27 protein-coding genes are annotated in these 22,429 nt (G+C 38.9%); all 27 read right to left on the minus strand.

Annotated elements, in window-relative coordinates:
- Positions 1-8 precede the first annotated feature (8 nt).
- Complete coding sequence (locus tag ACQKII_RS13990) at positions 9-929, minus strand: phage tail domain-containing protein (protein WP_427460174.1); 921 nt, start codon at positions 927-929, stop codon at positions 9-11.
- Between the two features lie 3 nt (positions 930-932).
- On the minus strand, positions 933-4,970 hold the full coding sequence (locus ACQKII_RS13995; RefSeq protein WP_427460176.1) for a hypothetical protein: 4,038 nt from the start codon (positions 4,968-4,970) through the stop codon (positions 933-935).
- Between the two features lie 12 nt (positions 4,971-4,982).
- Complete coding sequence (locus ACQKII_RS14000; protein ID WP_427460178.1) at positions 4,983-5,147, minus strand: hypothetical protein; 165 nt, start codon at positions 5,145-5,147, stop codon at positions 4,983-4,985.
- 113 nt (positions 5,148-5,260) lie between these two features.
- On the minus strand, positions 5,261-5,764 hold the full coding sequence (locus ACQKII_RS14005; protein WP_427460180.1) for a tail assembly chaperone: 504 nt from the start codon (positions 5,762-5,764) through the stop codon (positions 5,261-5,263).
- Positions 5,765-5,829: 65 nt separating this feature from the next.
- Positions 5,830-6,618 (minus strand): phage major tail protein, TP901-1 family, encoded by a 789-nt coding sequence (locus ACQKII_RS14010; RefSeq protein ID WP_427460182.1) that lies wholly within the window; start codon positions 6,616-6,618, stop codon positions 5,830-5,832.
- A 40-nt stretch (positions 6,619-6,658) separates the two neighbouring features.
- Positions 6,659-7,102 (minus strand): DUF3168 domain-containing protein, encoded by a 444-nt coding sequence (locus ACQKII_RS14015; RefSeq protein WP_427460184.1) that lies wholly within the window; start codon positions 7,100-7,102, stop codon positions 6,659-6,661.
- The gene (locus tag ACQKII_RS14020; RefSeq protein WP_427460186.1) at positions 7,099-7,524 is read right to left on the minus strand and encodes an HK97-gp10 family putative phage morphogenesis protein; all 426 of its coding nucleotides are present in this window, start codon (positions 7,522-7,524) and stop codon (positions 7,099-7,101) included. The genes ACQKII_RS14015 and ACQKII_RS14020 overlap by 4 nt, the downstream gene beginning before the upstream one ends.
- Complete coding sequence (locus tag ACQKII_RS14025; RefSeq protein WP_427460188.1) at positions 7,524-7,847, minus strand: phage head closure protein; 324 nt, start codon at positions 7,845-7,847, stop codon at positions 7,524-7,526. The genes ACQKII_RS14020 and ACQKII_RS14025 overlap by 1 nt, the downstream gene beginning before the upstream one ends.
- Positions 7,834-8,160 carry a phage head-tail connector protein gene (locus ACQKII_RS14030; RefSeq protein ID WP_427460190.1) on the minus strand — a complete coding sequence of 109 codons (327 nt, stop codon included), beginning with the start codon at positions 8,158-8,160 and terminating at the stop codon, positions 7,834-7,836. Before ACQKII_RS14030 ends, ACQKII_RS14025 begins: the two co-directional genes overlap by 14 nt.
- A gap of 1 nt (position 8,161) precedes the next feature.
- On the minus strand, positions 8,162-8,440 hold the full coding sequence (locus ACQKII_RS14035) for a hypothetical protein (protein WP_427460192.1): 279 nt from the start codon (positions 8,438-8,440) through the stop codon (positions 8,162-8,164).
- A gap of 13 nt (positions 8,441-8,453) precedes the next feature.
- Positions 8,454-9,317 (minus strand): P22 coat protein - protein 5 domain protein, encoded by an 864-nt coding sequence (locus tag ACQKII_RS14040; RefSeq protein WP_427460194.1) that lies wholly within the window; start codon positions 9,315-9,317, stop codon positions 8,454-8,456.
- Positions 9,318-9,349: 32 nt separating this feature from the next.
- Complete coding sequence (locus ACQKII_RS14045; RefSeq protein ID WP_427460196.1) at positions 9,350-10,012, minus strand: DUF4355 domain-containing protein; 663 nt, start codon at positions 10,010-10,012, stop codon at positions 9,350-9,352.
- A gap of 148 nt (positions 10,013-10,160) precedes the next feature.
- Positions 10,161-10,367: a DUF7681 family protein gene (locus tag ACQKII_RS14050; protein WP_427460357.1), complete on the minus strand. Its 207-nt coding sequence runs from the start codon at positions 10,365-10,367 to the stop codon at positions 10,161-10,163.
- A 104-nt stretch (positions 10,368-10,471) separates the two neighbouring features.
- A complete protein-coding gene (locus tag ACQKII_RS14055; RefSeq protein WP_427460198.1) occupies positions 10,472-10,693 on the minus strand; it encodes a DUF2829 domain-containing protein in 222 nt (73 codons plus the stop codon).
- Between the two features lie 107 nt (positions 10,694-10,800).
- Positions 10,801-11,028 carry a hypothetical protein gene (locus ACQKII_RS14060; RefSeq protein WP_427460200.1) on the minus strand — a complete coding sequence of 76 codons (228 nt, stop codon included), beginning with the start codon at positions 11,026-11,028 and terminating at the stop codon, positions 10,801-10,803.
- Positions 11,029-11,070: 42 nt separating this feature from the next.
- Positions 11,071-11,292, minus strand: a complete 222-nt coding sequence (locus tag ACQKII_RS14065) for a hypothetical protein (RefSeq protein WP_427460202.1) — start codon at positions 11,290-11,292, stop codon at positions 11,071-11,073.
- A 6-nt stretch (positions 11,293-11,298) separates the two neighbouring features.
- Positions 11,299-11,634, minus strand: coding sequence for a hypothetical protein (locus ACQKII_RS14070; protein ID WP_427460204.1), 336 nt, complete (start codon positions 11,632-11,634; stop codon positions 11,299-11,301).
- Entirely contained in the window at positions 11,589-11,714 is a 126-nt protein-coding gene (locus ACQKII_RS14075; protein WP_427460206.1) for a hypothetical protein, read from the minus strand. The genes ACQKII_RS14070 and ACQKII_RS14075 overlap by 46 nt, the downstream gene beginning before the upstream one ends.
- A gap of 4 nt (positions 11,715-11,718) precedes the next feature.
- The gene (locus ACQKII_RS14080; protein WP_427460207.1) at positions 11,719-12,738 is read right to left on the minus strand and encodes a phage minor head protein; all 1,020 of its coding nucleotides are present in this window, start codon (positions 12,736-12,738) and stop codon (positions 11,719-11,721) included.
- Between the two features lie 119 nt (positions 12,739-12,857).
- Positions 12,858-13,436 carry a hypothetical protein gene (locus ACQKII_RS14085; RefSeq protein ID WP_427460209.1) on the minus strand — a complete coding sequence of 193 codons (579 nt, stop codon included), beginning with the start codon at positions 13,434-13,436 and terminating at the stop codon, positions 12,858-12,860.
- A 161-nt stretch (positions 13,437-13,597) separates the two neighbouring features.
- Positions 13,598-14,983 carry a phage portal protein gene (locus tag ACQKII_RS14090; protein ID WP_427460211.1) on the minus strand — a complete coding sequence of 462 codons (1,386 nt, stop codon included), beginning with the start codon at positions 14,981-14,983 and terminating at the stop codon, positions 13,598-13,600.
- A gap of 12 nt (positions 14,984-14,995) precedes the next feature.
- Entirely contained in the window at positions 14,996-16,270 is a 1,275-nt protein-coding gene (locus ACQKII_RS14095) for a PBSX family phage terminase large subunit (protein WP_427460213.1), read from the minus strand.
- 214 nt (positions 16,271-16,484) lie between these two features.
- Positions 16,485-17,222 (minus strand): phage terminase small subunit, encoded by a 738-nt coding sequence (gene terS, locus ACQKII_RS14100; protein WP_427460215.1) that lies wholly within the window; start codon positions 17,220-17,222, stop codon positions 16,485-16,487.
- A 201-nt stretch (positions 17,223-17,423) separates the two neighbouring features.
- A complete protein-coding gene (locus tag ACQKII_RS14105; RefSeq protein ID WP_427460217.1) occupies positions 17,424-17,879 on the minus strand; it encodes a sigma factor-like helix-turn-helix DNA-binding protein in 456 nt (151 codons plus the stop codon).
- A complete protein-coding gene (locus ACQKII_RS14110; protein WP_427460219.1) occupies positions 17,872-19,239 on the minus strand; it encodes a DEAD/DEAH box helicase in 1,368 nt (455 codons plus the stop codon). The genes ACQKII_RS14105 and ACQKII_RS14110 overlap by 8 nt, the downstream gene beginning before the upstream one ends.
- On the minus strand, positions 19,236-19,520 hold the full coding sequence (locus tag ACQKII_RS14115) for a VRR-NUC domain-containing protein (RefSeq protein WP_427460221.1): 285 nt from the start codon (positions 19,518-19,520) through the stop codon (positions 19,236-19,238). Before ACQKII_RS14115 ends, ACQKII_RS14110 begins: the two co-directional genes overlap by 4 nt.
- Positions 19,521-19,876: 356 nt before the next feature.
- Positions 19,877-22,384, minus strand: a complete 2,508-nt coding sequence (locus ACQKII_RS14120; protein ID WP_427460223.1) for a VapE domain-containing protein — start codon at positions 22,382-22,384, stop codon at positions 19,877-19,879.
- Between the last annotated feature and the right edge of the window lie 45 nt (positions 22,385-22,429).

Genomic DNA, 22,429 nt, shown 5'->3' on the forward strand with positions numbered 1-22,429 from the left:
AGCCCTCCTTACTTGTAATAAAATTTGAATTTAAAAGAAACTAAGAATTGGGTTGCGCCTGAAATTTGTATAGTGTTCCAACCTGGTGATAATGTCAGGGCTTTTTTATTTGTTTCTTTGAAAATACTTAAACCATTCTTAGTAAATCTAGTAGGCGTTTCTAGCTTAATCATGTCATTGGTACTGCTTGCACCTGTGTATTGCCACGTCGAACCGTTTGTAGCGTTTCTAATATTTAAGTTGTTACTAGCACCACGAAATTCAATTTCAAAAAGCATGTCTCGTATGTTCGTTTTCAAAGGAACATCACCAGCGTTGTAAACTTGAATGGTCGTTTGATTTTGAAATACATATTTTAAGGTTGTAGGATCCACAGCAATTAAACCCTGCCCTGTTTGCCATACAGCCTTATTAAATGTTAGTTCGTCTAACGTTGTACCTGGTGATTCAGCGTATGGTAATTGATATGTTTCAAATTCAATATCAACCTTGCCTAACAATCCACGTTGATCAACTTCATTCATATTGGTACGGATTACTTTGTAGCGTTTACCTTTCAATATCTCGATATTGGTTGGTAGTTGTGGATTCTCGCCCCACGTTTGACCAGGTAACTCAAACTCATAAGTACTTGTCTTGTAGGTTGGCCGTCCTTCGTAGATATAAAAAGGCTCCAAGTCGCTAAAAATTGAAAACAATTTGTCGCGTCTTAGAGCAAAATCTAATTCATCTGTTGCTATAAAAGTAATTGGTACAACAATAACCCTTACACCATGGTTGACTGATTCCCTGACCACACCTGGCCGTCCATCAACGTCAATACTTGATGTTTTAGTTTCAATTGGTTTAATCACCATGTCTTGCGTAATATAGCCCTCTTTAACAAGGGAAAGTGTAGCCCCTGTAACATATTCAATAAATGTATCCATTGACTACACTCCATTTCCTGTTGTTGTCCTTCTAGAAGATACTCGACGACCTCTGTTTTCATCTACATACTCACTGATAACATCACCGTCAAGCTCTACTCTAAAGTCTAATTGACTAATTAATGATGCGATTTGACGTAATGCACTTACTTGATCTTGACCTGTTGTAACTTCATAACTGTTAAATGCATTTGTATCCATTCCGCCACTCAATGATGTATTTAATCCAACCGTAGCTGCTGAAATGTCAGTTTGTATAGAATCCGTCAACATAGATGTTGCATTTGAAATTAATGCCTTCGTATCCGCTAACCCTTCAGCAAGTCCTTCACCAGCAAAACCGCCTAACTTCATTAAAACCCTAGAAGGTGACTTGATTTGTAAAGCCTTGCGAATTGTTTTATCAATGGTATTAGCAATTTCATTTGCTTGCGTTTGTAAAGCTGGTACTTGACTAGCAAGTCCATTACGTAAGCCCTCAATCGCATTAATCCCTATCTCTTTCATGCTACTAATCATAGGATTAAATTCGTTTTTAGTACCTTCACGAATTTTCTTAATTTGCTCTACCCACTCTGTTTGATAAGTTTCAAGTTGTGTTTTCGTGTCGTTTTGAAGCTTTGTAATTTGATCTGCAGTATCTTTACGTAAATCAGTTAATTCAAATTGAGCGCGTTCTCGGGCAATCTTTGTTTTTTCTTGCCACAATTTTTCGTACTCGTTTAATTCGCCTGCACTTAATTTATTTAAAGCTGCAATTTCGGCTTGAGCACTTGGACCAATAGCTTGTAATTCTTCAATTAAGCCTTTGTCTACACCTTTAGCGGCAAGCATTTGTAGATCGGTTGCCCAATCGCGCATAGCATCCACTTGGCTACGTAAGTTTTCAACTAATTTAGATCCCACCACATCTGTTTTACGTTCAAATTCATCAAAGGTACCAATAGCGCTAGCAATAGATTGTGTTCTTGCATCTTCGGCATCTTGATAAGCCTTTTTTATTTCTTTTACACCATCAATTTCAGCCTGTTGGGTTTCTTTGATTTTTGAGATATATTCCTCATTAATAGTCATTAAACGCTCATGAATCGCTAGCTTTGTTTCAGCAATTTTGTCCTCGTAGTGAATGCGTTGTTCGCTTCCAACTGCGTATGCTTTCACGTATTTTTCATAGGCTTTTAACTCTTGTGTTAATGACATCAAGTTGTACTTTTTACGACGTTCGACGTAGTCCTGTTCTTTACCGAATTGTTCGCTCGTTAAATCAGACATTGCTTTGTTGTACTCGATTTGAGCCTGTATGCGTTCGTCTGTACCTTCTTTAAACGTCTTCGTAATGTATTGCCAATAAGAAGCTTGTTCTTTAGCAGACCACTTTTCAAGTGCGATTTGACGTTCAGCATACTCTTTTAATGAATCGAACTTTTCCTTCTCAGTTTTCGCTCGAATTTCATTAACCTTTTTGCCTTTTTCCTTCTCGATTTTTTCAAGCGCTACTTTTTCATCTTGTTGAATTTTCAGGATTTGTCGTTGTTGTGCAGCCGTTAGCTTTTTATTTTTATCATTAGCTTTCGCCTTAATTTCTGCGATTTTATCAATAGATTTTTTCGTTTCTTCTGCACGTTTCTTCGCGTATTCGTCCTCTACTGCCTTCACTTCTTTTTCTACTTCACGAAGTTTAGCAGATACGAGTTTTCGGGCATCGTCCATCATAGCGTTTGTGGCACCAATTGTTTGTCTAAAATCAGGAATAGCAGCTTTGGCCATTGCATCAGCAGAACGCTTGATATAGTCCATGTTGCCGTAAATACCAGTTGCTACACCCGCTGGAATCCATTTAGCCACACTTGCCATAACCCTTGATGGTGAATGGATACCTAACTTTTTCTTCAACCAATCTGGAATTAAATCAGCTATGCCAGCAGCTGCAGATTTGACGTTTTCCCACATTGAATTAATACCATCTAGCAGGCCTTTGATGATGTTTACACCGATATCCCAAAGATTCACTTTTTCGAAGAATCCGACGATTGAATTCCAAATGCTTTCACCTGTTGATTTTATGGTATTCCATGCGCCTTCCCAGTCTCCGTTAATTAATTGCATGACCGTTTGGATAATCCCCATCACTAAATTAATACCGATTTCTACAGCTGTTTTAATAACGTTCCACGCGATTGTAACTACACCTGAAATAATTGGCCAAGCAACTTGGAAGATTGCTACAATGTTACTCATTACAGTATTTATAAGAATGCCTATAACTTTCCATGCTGTATCAACAATTCGTTTAATGTTCTCTTGGTTATCTTCCCAAAACTTAGTAATCTTGCTCCATACAGATACGATTGTTGCTTGGATTTCTTTAACCACCGAAGTAATTACTTTAACAATGGCTTTCCAGGCTGTATCGACTTTGTTACGAAATTCCTCGTTGGTTTTATAGGTTTTCACAAGGATTGCGATAAAGGCTGCGATTGCTAGTAATACTAATCCAATAGGGCCCGTTATAAAACCCCACGCTTTCCCTATTAATTTAGCGGAATTCGTAATTTTAGTTCCCAATGAGGCCATGGTTCCACTGAAATCAGTGAATAAACCCTTCACAATAGGTAAAGCTTTTCCGATACCACCTGTGATAGCTGGACCTAACCCTTTAAATAACTCTCTGAATGCAATAAAGTTAGGCAAGAATGCAAGCATTACACCACCAAATGAAATGAATGTCGCAATAAGAACGCCAATGATTCTGTTATTCTCCATTAAGCTATTCATAAATTCTAATGCTGAATTGGCCATATTCATTAACCCAGCGCCCACAGGAGCCATGCCAATACCTAAATTCACAAGGAACGTTATGAGGTTGCCAATTAACGCTAAGACACTTGGTGCTGTTTGTTGTACATAAGATAAGAAAGTTTGGAATCCTTGATTTTGCGATAGACTAGCTGACCACTCTTTGAAACGAGCCATCATATTGACTAAACCATCCATCATCGAACTAGACGAACTACCAAATGCAGCAAAGAAGTACATGATTCCTGCCGTTGCATCACGGAATATCGCTCTAATTTTCGGCATGTTTGTATTCACGTAATCCATAAAAGATTGGAATTTCGCACTACCTGATAGACCGTTTGACCATTCAGCGAAACGTGCAGTCATTTCTTCAAAACCTTTTGCAGTGGTTGCTGTTAATGGAGCAAAGGCTACTAACATGCTTGCGAGACCTTTGAACACATTGCCAATTGAACGTGATAAGGTTTCTAACATCGGTCCGCCTGTTGTATTCAGATAATCCAAAAACTTTTGAATTGGCGGAGATGCAATTGCTGTGTTGAGTTGAGCCATCAAGTTTGCTACTGCTTGTGCGCTTGATAAAAATAACGGTCGCAACTTTTGGAGTATGGTATTTGTTGCTTGCATAGCACTTGTGAATGCTTGCAAGACTGGTTTTTCAGTCTCTTTTACAAGAGATCGATATGTTTTCTTTACACTTTCAAAAGCGTTCCAGGCATTCTTTTGTAATGCTGTGAATGGAGGGCCTGTTTCAGTAAATAAATCTTTGATAGTAGGAATTGCAACTGCACCAAATGCCACTGCTGCTGCACCTGCTGCCGCAAATGCCCCAACCAATGCAAAAGTTGAACCAGCTACGGTTCCAATCATCGGTCCGAGGTTAGCTATAGCGACACCAATATTTGCAATTAGTGGTGCAATCATTGGAAGAATAGCTATTAACGTCCCCATTAAGGTGTGTTGCATTAATTCGCCAAACGCACGTATGTTAGTAGCAATCCTTTGAATCGAACGTTGGAAATTTCCGATTCTTGCTTCAATTTTAATAATGACTCGCTCACGAACTAACGCTGCTATACGAGCACGAATTTCAGCCATACGACGACGAAATGCACTAATATCAGCGCCAATATCAATTCGCACGTCGTTAGCTGAACTACGGATTGTTTCGCGCACTTGACGCATTCGTGCCATAAATTCTGTGATTTTAGCGCCAATTCTAGCTGAGAAGCTACCGTTCATGCAATCTCCCTCCTATGGTTTCCAATTTTTCAGTGCTAGAACTGCTTTTGCATGTTGTCGTTTTTTAACTTCTGCGCTAAGTTCCTTATGTTTCAAAGGCTCTCTCATCTTTTCAGCATCAAATAAGTCACGCTTTGGATTGATACGTGTTTTATTACTAGCCACTCGATTAAACATAGCTGCGTCTGCTAGCGTTTGATAATAGTCAATACGAGCATCTTGAGCACCTTCTAAGAAAGCCCGAAACTCACTTGGACGCCAAGATAGAATTAACTCGGGATCATAGACCTTTAGATATCTTGCTGCATCTCGATAGATTTGTTGGATTTCTCCAACTCGATCTGTTTGTTCCCTAATAATTCGATTCTCGCTGATTTCATCATTTCGATTCCTGCTTTGGCCTGCTCTTTTTCTTCCTCTGATGCTACTGATTCGAATAGTTCTAAGTTCTCCCAGAACGTCTTGACAGCTTTTTTGAAAAAACCCGATTCATCTATTTCACGAAATGCCTCTTGGAATAGAGGTTCAACATCCCCATCTTCTTCAATTCGTTTTTCCAACGCCGTTTCAATATCAGCTCGATTTGGTTGTTTAGATATATGTGCTAGTCCACACATCCAAAATGCACGTAATGCATCTAAATCAAATTGCAATATCCCTTGATATATTTGGTTAAACCCACCTGGTCGGTTACCTTTCGCGTCTATTTCATTGAATTCTTTATCTGCCTTATTTTTAAAAGCAAAAGTGAATTTTGCAGTAAGAGTGTCTTCACCAATCATTAATTGAGCCATATATAATCATCCTTTTCATGTTTGTTTTCATTAAAAAAAGAGAGCTGATTAGCCCTCTTTCTTATCTATAGAGTTACAGTTACTGCTGTAGTGGCTGTAAATCCACCATCTGCTGTTGTTGCTGTAATAGTTGTTGAACCTTCTTCAACACCAGTTACAACGCCTTGAGGATTAACTGTAGCAATTGCTTCGTCACTAGACTTAAATGTTATGGCTTTATTCGTAGCATTCGCTGGCGCTACAGTCGCGACAATATTTTCAGTATCACCCTCAGCAACAGATAAAGTCGTAGGGTTTGCTGACACACCTGTAACTGCCACTGGTGTAGGTGGGTTAATATCAGTTTCTTCTCCATTAAATTCACCTGATTTTTCACCAGGATTTTCATACTCGTAATCACCAAAGTTCAGCACATCGTCAGGTAGAGGATTCATTTCACCTTCTTTAGATGTGTTCAACACTTGTAAAGTAGCTGATATTTCTAAAAATCCATCTGTAGGTGCTGATTTTTCAAGTGATTCCACGTAAGTGTAAGCGAATAACGAATGATGTTTACCGTTTTTATTAAGAAGTTTTTCGACTTCCCATACTTTTAGTTGCGTTCCTTTTCGAATTGAATCAAGTACTGCTTTTTGTCCTGGATCATCAGTGCTACCGTAAAAAGTTACATCTAATGATTCTGATAACTGTCCAGGACCTAAAATACGTCCGAATTTCGTTTGTTCATCCGTTAATTCACGTTCGTATGAATGCGTATGTTCGGTTTGATCACCGATTAAAAAGCCTGCAGCACCAAGTGCATTATCAGAAGGTTGTACTAGTAGCAAACTGTCTTTACCATTTAAACGTGCCATTTTATCACTCCTAAATTAAAAACAGCCCCCTTGAGGACTGTTAAATGTTTTGTATTATATATTGCATTGTTAAAATGCCATGCTTTACACCAGGGCTATTGTCGTCTATAACCCGCGATTCTCGTCTTTCAACACTTAATACAGATGCATTTGGAATAACGTAATTACGTGTCATTAGAGCTCTCTGACAAGCTGATAACATCTCGTAAACCTTACGTTTACCACTATAATCATCTTTATCTTTCCACCAAGCATGTATCGTAAAAGTGATCTTTTCTATATTGCTCGTTTTGGTGTCATTAGGTGATGAATACGGTTCTGAGATAGTTACGTATGGATAAGGTGTATTCTCGTCTACTGCATCATACACACCTAAATCCTCATCACCTTTACGAGTGATACTTATTAGTGCTTCACTTGCAGTTAACTTTTGATAAATCGCTTTTTGTAACTCAAAGTAAGGCAAGGCATAATAATCTGTCATAAGCCTAATCGCCTCATTTCTGATTTAAAATAATCTTGACCAGCTTCAACAGCCGGACCCCAGAATGGTTGTGCACGTATACCCTTAGTTGTAACCCAACGTCCTAACTTTTCACTGTAGTATGACCAAGGGATCTTCTTTGCTCGACTTCCTCCTGGTCCTTCAGCATAAATGCCGGTACCATACTCAACGTATATTGCGTAATGCACTCCCACAGTAACAATGGCTAGATATTTGCCTTCCATACGCATTTCAATAGAATCTTTAAGACCACTGTCATCTACTGGAGCTAGAGCCTTTGCTTGAGTTTGTATAAGCCTAGCAGTTTCAAACACAATGTCTGATACTTCATTGAGTAAATCCTGTTCAAAACGTCTAGCTGCACGTAATAATTCGCGACCACCGAATTTTATTCTCGCCATTATTCAGTCACCAACTTTAAAGCCACTCGCATTTTTTCATGCATACCACCTTGATCTTCTGGACGCCCAGCAAAGGCATATATTTCACCTTCAAATCGTAATCGCATGAACGCTGTTAAATCAGTCCGATATGGATAGTACATATAGCGCTCTAATGGGTTATCTGTCTGATATGCATAATATCGTTCTTTAGATGTTGGTGTGTCTACAAAAGCCTCAATGGTATCAATAGGACTCCAATCTGTTTTAAAGCCTCCTGCACCATCTGAGATTCGCTTTTTCTCGACTACTTCGACTGTGTGGGGAAATTCATCGTAAGGCATGGAACTTCACCTTCTTATACGGGCGAAGATATGTCCAAATGGCTTTTGGAAATTCTGTGTCATAAGAATAGGATACGGTTCCCATTGAACGCCCTTGCAACCCTGTTGGTGTCATATTGAACTGAATAGCTTTAGCGATGAACAGCATTACTCCACTTGGAACCTTTTCAAGTTCCCATTTCCCATTACAATGAACTTTTGCCACATCATAAAGAATAGGAGCCATCGCACGATAAAACTCATCATGCTTAGCTCCGTTAACACCATTTAAGAGTTTTAGCTGTTCTATATCTTCTTGCGTTGGTTGCCACATATTAGTCTCCAACTTTCTCAAAAGCCTCTTTCAGTAATGCATATAGTTCTTGCTTTTCAGCTTTTTCAGCATAGGCGATTCCACGAATAGTTAAATCATCTTTTATCTGATTAGCTGTAATTTTTTCGTACTCTGGGAGCTCAGTAAGAGGTACAACTTCAACTTGTTTTTTCTGATTTGGTGCTTGTACTTCCTCAAATTCCTCCGAACGTAAAAGAGCAGCACCATGTCTCTCGGTAACTGCCCACACAACATTAGTTTTTAAGTTTTTAACTAACATTTATATTCCCTCCTTATGATGGACGTTTAGCAGATAGCACTGCTAACGCTTCTGGGCGAGTAACTTTTGCACCGTATAGGTGTAAACCCTTCACAGCATCAGCAAAGCGTTTCTCCATGCGGTAACCTTCCACTTGTGCTGCTTGTTCTGCATACGTCCACGCCATATTATGTCCTGCAATTATTTTAGAGTTAGCTACTACTCCTGCACCAGTTGCTACAGAAGGAGCATTATTAGATTTCATTAAGAGGAAGCCTGCAGCACGACCTACTACACCGTTAAGTAATCGCTCGTCAGCTGGTAAAGCACCTGAACCTACAAAACGATCATCTTTTAACAGTAAACCTTCAAACCATGGTGGTAAGACAGCAAAACGACCTTGAGTTGGGATGTTCGATTCGTCTAATTTAGTAGATAAATCTACAAGGTACTCATAAGCATTTGCTTTCGTTACTTCGATTGGTGTTGCATCAGTACCAATTGTGTTAGCCGCATGAACATAGTGAGAAGCGATGAATTGATCTGCTACATTTGAAAGTGCATAAGCTGCTTCTTTCATAGCTGCATCCATCAGCTTTGGATTTTGTTGAATTTTATCTAAGTCATCAATTTGGAAGTTGAAGAACTTCGATTGGTCAATCACTAGATTACGAGTGTTATCTGATAGTTCTTCTGGATCTGTCATATCAGCATTTCGAGTGTAGTCACCTACTGATACAGCACCAATACCATTGATTTTTACTGTGTCACCGTAAGCTTTAATTTCACCTTCGTAATCACGATTGATAATTCCAGCTTGACCGAATACTAAAGATTTTTGTAGGTTAGCAAGTAAACGGGCTGACCAGATTGTTGGAATAAAATTTGAAATTGTCATAAAGGTATTTCCTCCTTACCGCTAGTGCGGAATTATAGTAGTTTATTTTTTACGATTTCTTCCCAATTCGCATTGATTTCGTCAGGTGTCATTTTCAGAACAGCCTCTTTCGTCAATGCTGTTGGTGGGTTTCCTTTTGGTGGAACCGTACCACCATCCTTAAAGCGTTTCTCTACTTCTGCTTGCACTGCAGCATTAAACTCAGCTTCCAGTACACCTAAATTAGCTGTCGTGGTATCTGCATCATCCCCTACAAAGAAGTCAACTAGCTTAACTGGTAAGCTCTTTTCTGTTGCAGTTGATAACGCCTGATTCACAAGCTTTTCACGTCCAGCATCTTTTTGTGACTGCTCAAATTGCGTTTTCAATTCACGTAACTGTTTTGCTTCTTCACTTTCAGGCGGATAACGTTTCGAAATTTCATCTTCGATTTTCTTTGGAAGAGTTTTAGTTTCATACGTTTTAATCGCTTCAGTTACACGTGTATCAGCAAACGACTGTAAGTAACTTTTACCTTCTGCGCTTTCATTTAGGAATGCTTGAACCGATTCAAGTGTCAACGAAGCCCCTTGACCGTTTCCTGGTGGTGCTGGTTCCGGTGTAGGTTCAGGCGTTGGCTCTGAATCTGCAAAATGCTGAATATCTAAAATTACGTAACTTTTAAAAGGTGTGTCTAAAATAGTGAATTTGCTCATGTTATTTTTCCTCCTTGCCCAATTCAGTTGCCTCGTAAAGCCCCTAAACCGTTCAAAAGTGTATTAGTTTCCCGTTCTTTATAACGTCTGCGAGAGGAAAGACAAAATAATGCGTCTGGACCTACTTCAAAGTGCCCTTTACGCCCATTTACTCATTGCATGCAATCGACTTATTCGCCCACATAACTGTTTGCTCAAGGTTGGTTTGAGCCACTGATTTTTCACGACTATTTGGGCATAGCTCATCAATCATGTGTGCCAATTCTTTTGCCTTGCTCCGAATAGCTTCATATCTTGCAGTTTGGTCACCTTTTGGCGGATGGTATGAGTAGCTATTTTCAAGTGCTGGGTTGATAAAATCTTTAGGTTTTAAACCACCATTTGCTAATCAGGCAGAGCAAAATTCCGTCTCAGCTTTGTTGTTGCAATCTGGATTAAAACATTTATTTCTGATGTTCATTACTGAACTACCTCCCAATCTTCTGCTAATAGGTCACTAATACTAGGAACCCATGTATTGAATGAGTTTTTAACATTTTTTATCACAAAGAATGGTTCGATAATGGCATGTTCAAAATCAGTTCCTTTGTGTAGTTGAACGTACATTCCTTTGCCGTTCCATCCTTTTCGCGCTACTTTCTTGCCTTCTTTTAATGCTTCAATTGCTTGACCAAAATTCATTTCAGTTTCCTACTCTCAAAGTTATTTTCTAGATAAGCTCTAGCAGCTAGATACGATGTTTCTCATAAGGATCACAATCCCTTCTCGGTATATCACCGTAAACAGATTCAACCTTTTCGTCTTGGTCTCATAAACGCTTTTACGTGCCAATGCGTGTCAGCAATTACTCGTTTAGGCACATCAGCAAGAACTGGCTCATGCACTACAAACATTTCTTGATCAAATACAGCAGAAGAAAATGAACGTCCTCGACCAGCCACGATAATTCCGTTAACCATAAGTGCTATAATCACTCCTGTGCAGACTAAAAATAGAAATCCGATGAATCCTAGCATGTTAATCACCACCTTATAGGCAAAATAAAAAAGCCGTATAAACTACGCCTTTGTAATATCGCTATAAAGTTGTTGAACAGCTTCATTTAGAGCATTTTCAAACAATGTTTCAGCTTCTGCTTCTCCACCATGCTCTTCTATACTTTTAGTTACTTTAAATTGAAGTAATGCTAGCTCACTAGCTTTCAATTTCGGCTTTATTCCAGCTATGTTCATCCCAGCTAAAGCCGTTGTTAATAATATGAGCTTTTGGAGTTCATCCATGATCTATCAACCCTCTCTACTAAATTTCTTCTTAATTACGTCTCTAATTTCAACTGGGACAGTTTCAAGGTATTGTTTTCTAACTAGTTTTTCCACTTTCTTCTTGAGCTTTAAATACTTCTTCAAATTTTCATCAGTTAACCCATTCAATGCCTTTAACTCACCAATAAACTTTTTTGGGTTAAGCCCTTCCATTTCTTTGACTAGCCCACCTTTACCACCTATTCGCAAGTGTAATTTTTCTAATTCTGCTTTATAATCTCTTTCGACGTTTACAACTTCCAAGGCTTGATGTATCAGTGCGTTAAGTTCATTACTAGCGGCAACTGCATCATCCCCCATGTGACCGTACCCACTTCTTGTTTAATTTCCAATCGTCGTTCATGAATTTTAGCAAACGCTAAATGCTTTAGTTCAGGCATTCAATCAACCCTCTCCGCTAAATTTCTTTTTCCAATCCTTATAACTAACAAAAGGCACTGTAACACTTGGTGGATTTACCTCTTTGTAAGCTTTATTAAATGCTTGTTTGTATGTCAAACCCATATCTGACATGTACATTTCAATTCGTGCAGCTAATTTAGATTGGTACTTATCGTCCATATAATCTCGCCCACGCCGAACTTCTGGAAGCTTGCCATTAACAAGATATAGAACTGTACAACGACATTGGATGTCCATACTTGCAACTCTCCAAAGCCTCGGAGCTTTAGATTTCCATGACCCATAGTGAAAATAGCCATCTTTATCAGCATTCTGCCCGTCTAGTTTTCTATGAGATTTTCGTACTCTCGTATCAAGTGATGACATCCAGACTTTAGTAAGGTTAACAGTTTTACTCGCTTGTTCCTCGACAGCTAAGTCAGCCTCAGAACGTACACGTCCACCTTCTGTACGAGCAACAAGAATAGCTTTCTTCTTTGTCCACCCCATTGATTGCTCAATGCGATAGGCCATATCTGTGTAGCTTTCACCTGCTTGTAAACTTTGGGCAATCTCAATATTCAAGCTTCTGATAATATCATTCCGATGAGATTCGAAAATCTTAGGTAGAGTTAAAAACTCAACAGGATTAACAAGTGCTTCTTCAACTGTTTCAACTGATGGAATCTTAAAGCCCATTTCTTCACCAGTAGATTGCTGCAGAAGATAAGCCATCATTAAGTATTTCTCTACATATAGTCGTTCCTCTGATTCCTGTATTAGCTTGATGATTTTCTTGTAGTCAGCATTTAGTTGTTCAGCAATCAGTTTCATCTCTTGATTGAAACGGTTGTACTTATTTACATCCGTCCAGGAAGCTTCACCGTTTCTGCCAAACTTCTTATGCATTTGAAGCATTTGGTCGAGTATGGATTTCAATCGCTTAGCAAAGACAACCTCAATATCCTTTTCAGCTTTCATCATCATTTCATCAAGGATATTATTGATTTCTTGTTGGTTCACTTTTGCTTCGCCTCCAGACCCCTGACAAATCGGTAATTAAACAAACTATCTTGTACGGTACACTTTTTACAAATAAATAAAAAAAAGAACAAACACCTTTCAATGTTTGTTTTCGCGCTCTACTCTGACCAATCATTCACTTTTATAACTTTTCCATCCGATACAGTAACCACTTTTACCTCTCGTCCATCTCCATACCAATAATATGTTATTAAATCATCATGAATAGGGTGCCTATCAACAACATGAGGCTCCCCCCATAAAGTTTGATAAATATAATTCGCTGACATACCTTCATAGGGAGGTGACGATTCGTACCTATCTAATTCAGTTTTATGTCTATCTTCCAAATAATCATCATATTTCTTCCCCCAAATCTTTGCTTCTTCAGCAAATCTAGGTACTTCTTCCAATTCAATTTGATACCAATCAAATTCTGGTTTATAATTTTCATCATTTTCATGTTCTTTCAAATAAGCGTACATGATTTCCTCAATCTCTTTCATGTACTTCTCAGAGTTAAATAAACCATCTGCTCTTTTAAATAATCGATATGCACTCTGTAAATCATTTTCCTCATATGAATCAACAGCACGGCTATAATCATTGTATCTATCTCCATATAAATAAATTAATAGATAAAATGCAATGCCCAGTCCAAGCACAATACCTACCGATACTTTTACACTTTTACTCATTACAACACCACCTGAATTATATGATCTCAATACATCTCACTAACTAATATCGTCAATATCGCTTCACAGTTTTACAGACAATATTAAAAGTGCTCAGGTATTAATATTTGTGCTTCACTATCTGTCTATTAATTGAAACTATTTAACGTAGGAGAAGTAGATTATTCATCGTCTAATTGCTCCAAACCATTACCATACAATTTAGTGTCCTTTTGCATCTCTTCAAGTTCATATTCAACATCATCTACTATAGACATCTTAGAAAGACGTGTACGCTCTGACACTTGGCCTTTCATTGCTTGTGAAGCCTGTGCTTCAGATAGTAAATCAACAGGTAAGTTACGCTTAAACTCATACCAAACTTTCAAGTAATCATCCTTTTGGCAGATACCCTTCTTGGCCCATGCGCTACACAATACTTTAAACTGGTATCGTAATGCAGTTATAAACTTTCGTTCCATCGTTTTGCATTTGTTCTCAAGCGCCATGAGCTTGTACTTCATTGCAACTCCACTTGCATTTCCTGCAAAGGAATCGTCACTGAAATTTACGCTCTTTGCTAACCGCATGATGTTTTCTTCAAGACGGTTTAAATGATTCTCAATCATTTGATCATTAACTTCTTTGGTTAGGTATTTAATGTCGTCATTCTCGCCCATAAGCTCGAAAATACCAGTACGTGCTACTTTTTGGGCATCTTCTTCATCCATTCCCATACCTTTTAGTACCATGTAAGCTAAGCGCCACTGTTCAATTTCGTTGGAGGCATCGGATATCGTTCGATCATAAGCATCAATCAGGTTATACACCTTGTCAGCATCACCCTGTAGTTCCTCGTTATTTGGAACACCAAATAACGGGCAGTAGTCGAATAAATGCTTACGCTCATCTTTCAGTACAAATGGTGAATCTTTATCAGCGCGAGTATAAAGCCTTTCAGTTGTCGCATCGTAAAATACGAGCTGCTCTATTTCTACCTTTTCGCCTTCAGCATCCAGTTCAGCACTCTTAAAATAGCGGAAACCGTATTTCGGCTCGCTCACATCTGTAGGTGAAAGGATAATTGTTTCCCATGGATCAATTACCATTGCTCGTTCATTTCCATCAGTGTCAATGTACAACAGCCGTGCAGAATAGCCGCAAATAGCTGTTTTCTTACCCGACTCACTATCAAGATCATCAACGGAATTTCGCAAATTAAAAAGCTCAATTACCTCTGCTAATTTTGAGAGGTTATGAGCTTGTTTATCTACCACATATGAAATTGGATTACCAAACATATAGCCAACTTTTGTGTCTACAATTTCAGCATCAAGTGGATTGTTTAGGGTATTATTCACCTTGTCGTCAACTCGTACCACATGATCATTACCTTGCGCATAATCAGTTGGTTTACGTGTTAAAATTGGTACTGCAGATAGTTCAACTTTGTACCGATTGTAGTTGAGTAAACGTTTATTTCGTTCAGCTTTAGTTTCTGTAACTAATTTATCAAGCAGAAGAGGCGTAACGCCTTTTTCGTCGATGTATGTGATGTATTCGTTCATGCTCACGCCTCCTTATTTTGAATTGACACCTTTCACGCTAGCCACTTCATAGTCATCAAGTCCATACCACATTGCAGAGAATGTGTGCGGATCTATATTGAATTCATCTTCTATAATTTCATCAGTTTTGGGATTCTTTTTAAAGGTAAGCTCCTTCAATTCTCGAATAGTATTCACGCATGCATCAGAGCAGATGATCTTTTTAAAACGTTTCATCTTTTTTGTGTTCTCAAGTCGTGTCAGCTTTTTACAAGAATACATGCGAAATCCGCGCTGCTTAAAGTAAGCGATAGTTTTAGGTTCAGCGTTATCAGCTTTGATAATTGATTTCTTTAACCCTTCTACTTCTAGTTCATCAGCAGTTTTATCATCTGTCATACCACGCTTGTAGTACTCCCAATAGATATACAGCCATTTATTTTCGTGGTCAACAACCATACGCAAAACAGCATTGTAGGAATCTACAAAACCAAAGTCCATCCCGTTTTTACGTAATGGCTTTCTAATCAGTGCTATCTCAGCCATTACCTCATCATGTGGCTTTGTTTCGAATTGTGGCAGGACAAGAATACCATTCACCCCGAAGCGCCCTTTACGTGCAATCCTGTGTAAGTCAGGGTCGTATAAAGCCATCTCATCTAACTGCTCAATGTAGCTCTCTGGTAGAAACAAATTATCGTCTGCTGTTGAGTGATGATAATAAGTGTTGTTTACAATGATTGTTTGTTGCTTATAAAGTTCCTCATCATCCAAGACAAAGTATTCTTCCATTTCGTTTTTAAAGAAATGCTTGTACACCCAATTTCCTTTTGAAACTGGATTCGTTGAAAGGATTATAAAGAGCTCTAATGTTGGGTGTCGTAAACGACCAAGTAATTCCTTGAAGCCAGCATATTTAATCTCGCTACATTCCTCTAACCAGATGAGTGAAATGTTGTTGATGGATTTTAGCTTTTCAGGCTTATCCATGCCTCGGAAAATTATCTTTGATCCGTTTGGAAACTTCACTGTCATTGGTGACGAACTTGTCTTTATCTTTCCAGATAAACTGAGGTCCTCAATGATTTCTGTAAACAAAGAAAACGTACTGTCCCTGTGCGTATCGTAAACTTCACGAACGACTAGAGCTGTACGTTTTTCTTCTAACAACTTTAAAAGTATTTTTAATGCTACATGATAAGATTTCGAAGAACCGTATCCACCGACAAGGAGTTGAGTTTTACAACGCCAGTCGAAAAGGAAATCTTCAAAATGCGGATTCACTTCTTTCTCGACTGAAAGAGTCATATCTCACTCAGCTCCTTATACATTTCATGAATTTATTATTCGTTTTGGGTTTACATAATTTCAGTTTTCGGAAGTAAATCAATTCACAAACGTTGCTATATCAACGTTCTTCTAACTCCACTTTTTATTGATTATGCATTATTTTATACATTGTTGATTTATCAAGCTTTACAAGAACTACTATTTTTTATTTCCCGGTATTTCTTGCATAAAATTATTCTCTTTTTTTGCCGACAATTTTAATTTCGAACGATCCTGTTTCGTCATCTGAACCAAGCTTTTCAATTTCAACTTTCGTCTTGTCAATGGACAACTGCATCTGTTCTAGTTTCAGGCGACGCTCGTCAGCTTCATCAGCTAATTTAATAAAATGGTTAATGGAGGTACGTAGTTCAGTAATGGCTCTTGATTGAGCTGTAAGCAGTTGTGCCTGTCTTTCCCAAGCAAATTGAAACTCGTACTCAGTTTCTTGTGATGGATTTTTACCACCTTGCAGCTTCTCTCGTTTGAGCTCTTTAATCATTTCGTCTTTTGATTCAACATGCATGATTTTCTGAGCTCGTAAGATTGCAGCGTATTGAATCGTGATTTGATCCCACATTAAGTCAGCAGCAGACTTTGCATTCATTGCTTCGATGATTTCCTGCGTTTCGTCAGGAAGATACTTTGCAAACAGTCCGTGATCTAGTTTAGGGTTGTTCCGACTGGAAAATTGATTCTGTGGATTCGGGTTGCCACTTCGCTTTCTCGGTGCATTAGAAGTAGCATTTTTTTTAGATGGTTGCATCTTTTTCGTTTTGGATGCATCTTTTTTAGTTGCAACCTTTTTCCACCCTTCTCGACTCTTCCTGCTTTTAAGTGTGCCTTCTTTTACACTGTGCTTTTCTGCTAGCTCAATTAATGTGATTCTTGAAGTTTCCCATTCGTTTCGAATAACGTCCCAATTTGTCATATCATAAACAACTCACTTCCATTCCTGATTAGGATTTTTTATGTATTCCTTTTAGCGAAAAAACCACCCACGCTTTATGCGTGAATGGCTTATGTGTAGGGCGTTCATCATTTCGTCGATATTATACCCCTTCACTAATACAGGGGGTGCGTATGATTATCGTATGATGCTTTCAAGTATCAAGATTTATAACCGTTTACTTTAGATTGCTATACTTTTTGCTATTTCATCGATTTTCAATCTTGCAAGTTCAATATGTTTTTGAACCGTTGCTTTCTTAATTCCTAACTCAAATGCTATCTCATCCATACTCCTCATATGTGCAGTGTGAAGCAAAAAACAATTCATTTGACGTTCGGATAAGGCCATTAATACTTGCATAACTGCTTTTTTCCGGTATTCACTAATTGTGCGTTCAGGTACTATTTCTAAGCATGGGAATAAATCCATATTAATTAACTGTCTACGTTCATAGGCAGATTTCTGCTCAATGGCTTTGCTTTGGAAATTAGGTCGTTTTCCTATCCGCATCCACTCAATTGCAAAATCCATGTCAGCAATCATCTCATTCACAAGCTTCTGTTTTTGTTCATCGTCAAATTTAAGTTTAGTTAATTCTTTCTTGCCACGTTTATATTCAAGTATTAAATCAATCAAAGCCTAACACCTCGCTCATACGGGCTTTAACGGCTTCCATCAGTGCTTCCTGTTGCTGTTCTTTACCTTGCAGAACAGACATCACTCGTTCATCGATGCTGTCTTTTAACACTAAGTGGTGTATTACGACTGTTTCTTTCTGGCCTTGACGGTGAAGCCTTGCATTAGCTTGCATGTACAACTCTAGTGACCAATTTAGTCCATACCATACGATGGTGTGACCACCGTCTTGCATATTCAAACCATGCCCGGCTGATGCAGGGTGCGCTAAAAGTAATTCAATTTCTCTATTGTTCCATTTCTCGATTGTGCTAGAATCTACTAACTCCCTTGCTTGTTTAAACTTCTTCTTTATGCGTTCTACATCATGCTTGTAGTTATAAAAAACTAATACAGGCTTACCTTGCGCGCCTTCAACGATTTCCTCTAACGCATCCAGTTTTACACTATGAATAATCTGCACACCATCGTTATCGTTGTATGCTGCACCACTGGATAGTTGTAATAGTTTGTTACTTAAAACAGCAGCTGTCGTTGCAACAATATCACCATCTGCAAATAGCAGTAGTGAATCTTTTTCTAGCTGATTGTAGAGTTCTCTTTCCTTTGGCGCTAAGTCAAGTTCAACCACATTCATGACCGCAGCAGGTAAGTCTTTCAAGTAGTCTTTTGCTTTCATGGACAGACAGACATCATCAATCTTGCTGTAGATTTGCTGTTCAGCACCTTCACGTAATTCCGTGTGATATATACGATATGGATCCTGAATAAAATAATTTCGCTTATATGCCGTAAACGTCTTTTCCAATCGTTCGCCCATGTCGATTAGATAGATTTGTGACCATAAGTCTATCAAGCTATTTGGTGCTGGTGTACCAGTTAAACCCACCACTCGTTTTGTACGTGTACGCACTTTTCGTAGTGCCTTGAATCTTTTCGAACTGGGATTCTTGAAGCTCGATAACTCATCGATGACCATCATGTCAAAAGGCCAAGTCTTGCCGTTTTCGTAGTAAGATACAAGCCACTCTACATTCTCACGATTAATCACGTAGATGTCGGCTTGTTTTTGAAGGGCTTTTCGTCTTTGTTGCTCGTTTCCAAGAACCTTGCTTATTTTTAAATGTCTCAGGTGCTCCCATTTGGCAACCTCACGTGTCCATGTATCTTCTGCAACACGTTTAGGTGCAATGACTAACACCTTCTCGACATCAAAGTAGTCATTTTTCAATTCATCAACCGCTGTTAACGTTGATACTGTTTTACCCAATCCCATATCCAGTAGTAAGGCATATGCTGGGTTTTCAATAATGCGCTCAATTGCAACCTTTTGGTATGCGTGTGGAATGAAGTTCGTCATAGTTCATCCCTCAATTCGACTATTAGTTTATCAACCGACGGTTTACAAGTCAACACCAAAGCTCTGCAATTTAACTGCTTTAATGTTTCTTGCATTTTAACTTGTAGTGCTGAAAGCTTTCCTGTTTCATTTTTTAATTCTGCAAAAATCACTTGGCCGTTTGGCAAGATAATGATTCGATCAGGCACACCTTTATTTCCCGGACTGACGAATTTAAGACAAAGTCCTCCGAGTTTTTCAATTTCTCGTTTCAAATAATTTTCAATTTGCGATTCTCTCATATCTGATTTTTACCTCCAAGCTGAAAGGTAAACAAGGCAACAATTACACATACGTATATAGAGTATTATTGAATTAGGCGTATTAGGTATATGCTATTTACATATATTACCTATACTATATACCTAATATATAAAATACATCTCAATAGATATTATTTGTTTACTTTGTTTACCTTAGTATATAAATCCAGTAACCCCAAGGGTTTTCGGCTTCAAGAATCGGCAACAAAGACTGTTTACCCTTGTTGTCTTTGTTTACTCACTTTAACGAACTAGTGCATTGTGATTTGTTGCCGTTTTCTGACTTTGTTGCCGTTAATTTTAGAGTTTGTTTACCCTACATTCTGTAAGAATTGTTACTTTTCTGTCCGTATAAATGCTCTCTGTGTGCCGTAATCTGCACCAAATTTTAGTGTAGATTTATGAGGTTTCCAACCTGGTAAGGTCGCCAAAATCGAATTTATTTCCCGACTTTCATGCATAGGAAATGACCCTCTATCCTTCCCTAAACACTCACACCAAATTTCTAATGCACATACTTTTTCACGTAATTTCACATCTGATTTTTGCGTTTCTAGTGCTTCATTTTCTTCTAGAAGCTCCTCCTCTTCCTCTGTAAAATCGTCAGCAAATTCATTTTCACGCATGGCTAATTTGCGGTCGTTAATCGACTTTTTATACCAATCTGATGTAATTGGTTTTTCTAAGAAACTCAGAATTTGTCCTGCATACGTCGACTCTACTGTATGGGCTAACTGCATATTAAGTGCCTCGGACGCCATCGCCTCATCCAAGTATAAAGGCGAACCACTTCTATACAGATGTACTGCCTCTGCCCATAACTGATCGATTTCAAGGAGTCCCTTCTCACTATCAAGTTCTTTCCACTTACGCTTACTATTTGTTTGTACTTCTATAGGTAAAAATCTACGGTTTCCTGTGCGATCACGAAGAAACTCATGCTCATTCGTCGTACCAATAAAGATGCATTGGCGTGGAAACTCTTCAGGTCGTTTACCATAAGCAACCCGGTAACGGTCCACTTGTTTAGACAAGAATTGTTTAATTGTTTCGACTTCACTTTTCTTAGTTGCAGCAAGCTCTCCCATTTCCATAATCCACACTCCGTGCAAACTCTCATAGGCTTCTTTACCATGAATAGATGTCAAGCTGTCGCTAAACCAATTGCGACCTAACATGTTAAACAGCATGGATTTACCAAGACCCTGGGGACCCACAAGTGTCAGCATGAAATCATACTTGCAACCAGGCTCGTAGATGCGTGCAACTGCTGCAACCATCGTCATGCGAGTCACTGTTCGAACGTACTCCGTATCACTAGCCCCTAAGAAATCGATAAGTAGAGTATCCGTACGGTTTACGCCGTCCCACTCTAGACTATTTAAATAGTCACGCACAGGATGGAACGTATTCGAACGCTGCACGCCGCCAAGTGCATCCGCAACTTTAGAACTCCCTGTAATCGACCACACCATATCTAAATAGTTGCGTAAATCCTCATCATCACCATTGGACCAGCCGACACCTTTATCTTTCTTACGCCATGGCAAGTCTCTTAGAACTTCAGGTTGTCTACTAAACTCATTGAAAGCAAAACAACCTTTTAAGTGCGGGTCATTTTCTAAAATCAGCTTGAGATTCTTTGCTGTAACTTCAAGCTCACCAGCTTTATTAATATCGAATTTAGCTTTCCATAATCCGTCATCTTGTGACTTTTCTTCTCTATCCGATACATCATCTTCAAGGTCAAAGTCTTCAGCAGCGCTTTTAATCCGTTCATCTGCAAGCATCACTTTCACACTATCAAGCGCACGTACTTTATCATTCATGGCTTTTGCTGAAGGTAAACGATTGACTGGCGTACCTTCTTTGGCATCCTCATCTAAATCATTAAATAGATGCAACCGTACCAAATCATAGGCGTTTACAAGCTGTTCACTGACTGGATCTGTGCCATGGTGACTATAGGCAAATACATCATCATACAAGACTAAGCCACCAGTAGTTGAACCCCCATTAAACGTATAGCGTCCATCCCCTGCATCTGTGTAAACATCAGACAGGAATGTCTCAATGGCTTCGGTAATTGAATAGGTCCGACAAAACGCTCCCACCATACCATGCTTTGTTAATGGATCACCTTGCTTGTCCGCCATTTTCTTTCGGCTTTCGCGTTGACGACTGGACTCAGGCCACTCGTTAGGATCACGCCAGTCTTTATAAAGCTTTAGAATCTCAGCCGGGTCTAACCACTGTGCATCTTGATAATCAAACACGTACTCAGCATCATTTGCAGTAGACGGCCAGTACATCAGACGATGTGGTTGATAGGTTGTATCATCGAAATAATCGATACCAAATTGCTCAGCCAACTTCTTACTTACTGCTACATATTCCTCAGCTGACACTGGACGTGACAGTGGAATAATTAAACGGATACGAGGCTTATTAGACATGTGCTTGTGCGTGCTATAAATTGCACAGGCATTATCGAAAAAGGCTGTCACACCGTCCCAGAAGTCGCCTTGGATGAAGTCAGCATCTAATGTAATGAGTTGACGCCAAGCCACGGTATCAGCCTTACGTCTACCACCTTTTAAGCTACCAGCCACGAATCCGCCGACATCTTTAATAGAGCCTTGTTCATCCTTTGAGAGCTTCATATACTCAGCTAGCGATTCTTTTGTTCTTACAGTCGTAGACAGCTTTTTCAGGAAGTCACTGTACGACATGTCATTGTTTTTCCATGCTGTACTTCTACGGCTAGTTGCCGTTGCGATTGTAACTAACCCATCATGTTGTATGTTTATTCTTTTTTTCTCGTTGTCTACTGGCTCTTGCATGAGGTTCAACCCTTTCTTAAAATTAATAGTGCCTTATTTGGAAAC

This window comes from Lysinibacillus sp. NPDC048646 (genome assembly GCF_050272295.1).
Classification (GTDB): domain Bacteria; phylum Bacillota; class Bacilli; order Bacillales_A; family Planococcaceae; genus Lysinibacillus.

Excerpts from the sequence above, each read along its gene's own strand:
- ACQKII_RS13990 (WP_427460174.1), bottom strand. The coding sequence starts at position 929 with ATGGATACATTTATTGAATATGTTACAGGGGCTACACTTTCCCTTGTT.
- ACQKII_RS13995 (WP_427460176.1), bottom strand. The coding sequence starts at position 4,970 with ATGAACGGTAGCTTCTCAGCTAGAATTGGCGCTAAAATCACAGAATTT.
- ACQKII_RS14000 (WP_427460178.1), bottom strand. The coding sequence starts at position 5,147 with ATGTTTAATCGAGTGGCTAGTAATAAAACACGTATCAATCCAAAGCGT.
- ACQKII_RS14005 (WP_427460180.1), bottom strand. The coding sequence starts at position 5,764 with ATGGCTCAATTAATGATTGGTGAAGACACTCTTACTGCAAAATTCACT.
- ACQKII_RS14010 (WP_427460182.1), bottom strand. The coding sequence starts at position 6,618 with ATGGCACGTTTAAATGGTAAAGACAGTTTGCTACTAGTACAACCTTCT.
- ACQKII_RS14015 (WP_427460184.1), bottom strand. The coding sequence starts at position 7,102 with ATGACAGATTATTATGCCTTGCCTTACTTTGAGTTACAAAAAGCGATT.
- ACQKII_RS14020 (WP_427460186.1), bottom strand. The coding sequence starts at position 7,524 with ATGGCGAGAATAAAATTCGGTGGTCGCGAATTATTACGTGCAGCTAGA.
- ACQKII_RS14025 (WP_427460188.1), bottom strand. The coding sequence starts at position 7,847 with ATGCCTTACGATGAATTTCCCCACACAGTCGAAGTAGTCGAGAAAAAG.
- ACQKII_RS14030 (WP_427460190.1), bottom strand. The coding sequence starts at position 8,160 with ATGTGGCAACCAACGCAAGAAGATATAGAACAGCTAAAACTCTTAAAT.
- ACQKII_RS14035 (WP_427460192.1), bottom strand. The coding sequence starts at position 8,440 with ATGTTAGTTAAAAACTTAAAAACTAATGTTGTGTGGGCAGTTACCGAG.
- ACQKII_RS14040 (WP_427460194.1), bottom strand. The coding sequence starts at position 9,317 with ATGACAATTTCAAATTTTATTCCAACAATCTGGTCAGCCCGTTTACTT.
- ACQKII_RS14045 (WP_427460196.1), bottom strand. The coding sequence starts at position 10,012 with ATGAGCAAATTCACTATTTTAGACACACCTTTTAAAAGTTACGTAATT.
- ACQKII_RS14055 (WP_427460198.1), bottom strand. The coding sequence starts at position 10,693 with ATGAATTTTGGTCAAGCAATTGAAGCATTAAAAGAAGGCAAGAAAGTA.
- ACQKII_RS14060 (WP_427460200.1), bottom strand. The coding sequence starts at position 11,028 with ATGCTAGGATTCATCGGATTTCTATTTTTAGTCTGCACAGGAGTGATT.
- ACQKII_RS14065 (WP_427460202.1), bottom strand. The coding sequence starts at position 11,292 with ATGGATGAACTCCAAAAGCTCATATTATTAACAACGGCTTTAGCTGGG.
- ACQKII_RS14070 (WP_427460204.1), bottom strand. The coding sequence starts at position 11,634 with ATGGGGGATGATGCAGTTGCCGCTAGTAATGAACTTAACGCACTGATA.
- ACQKII_RS14075 (WP_427460206.1), bottom strand. The coding sequence starts at position 11,714 with ATGCCTGAACTAAAGCATTTAGCGTTTGCTAAAATTCATGAACGACGA.
- ACQKII_RS14085 (WP_427460209.1), bottom strand. The coding sequence starts at position 13,436 with ATGAGTAAAAGTGTAAAAGTATCGGTAGGTATTGTGCTTGGACTGGGC.
- ACQKII_RS14090 (WP_427460211.1), bottom strand. The coding sequence starts at position 14,983 with ATGAACGAATACATCACATACATCGACGAAAAAGGCGTTACGCCTCTT.
- ACQKII_RS14095 (WP_427460213.1), bottom strand. The coding sequence starts at position 16,270 with ATGACTCTTTCAGTCGAGAAAGAAGTGAATCCGCATTTTGAAGATTTC.
- terS (WP_427460215.1), bottom strand. The coding sequence starts at position 17,222 with ATGACAAATTGGGACGTTATTCGAAACGAATGGGAAACTTCAAGAATC.
- ACQKII_RS14110 (WP_427460219.1), bottom strand. The coding sequence starts at position 19,239 with ATGACGAACTTCATTCCACACGCATACCAAAAGGTTGCAATTGAGCGC.
- ACQKII_RS14115 (WP_427460221.1), bottom strand. The coding sequence starts at position 19,520 with ATGAGAGAATCGCAAATTGAAAATTATTTGAAACGAGAAATTGAAAAA.
- ACQKII_RS14120 (WP_427460223.1), bottom strand. The coding sequence starts at position 22,384 with ATGCAAGAGCCAGTAGACAACGAGAAAAAAAGAATAAACATACAACAT.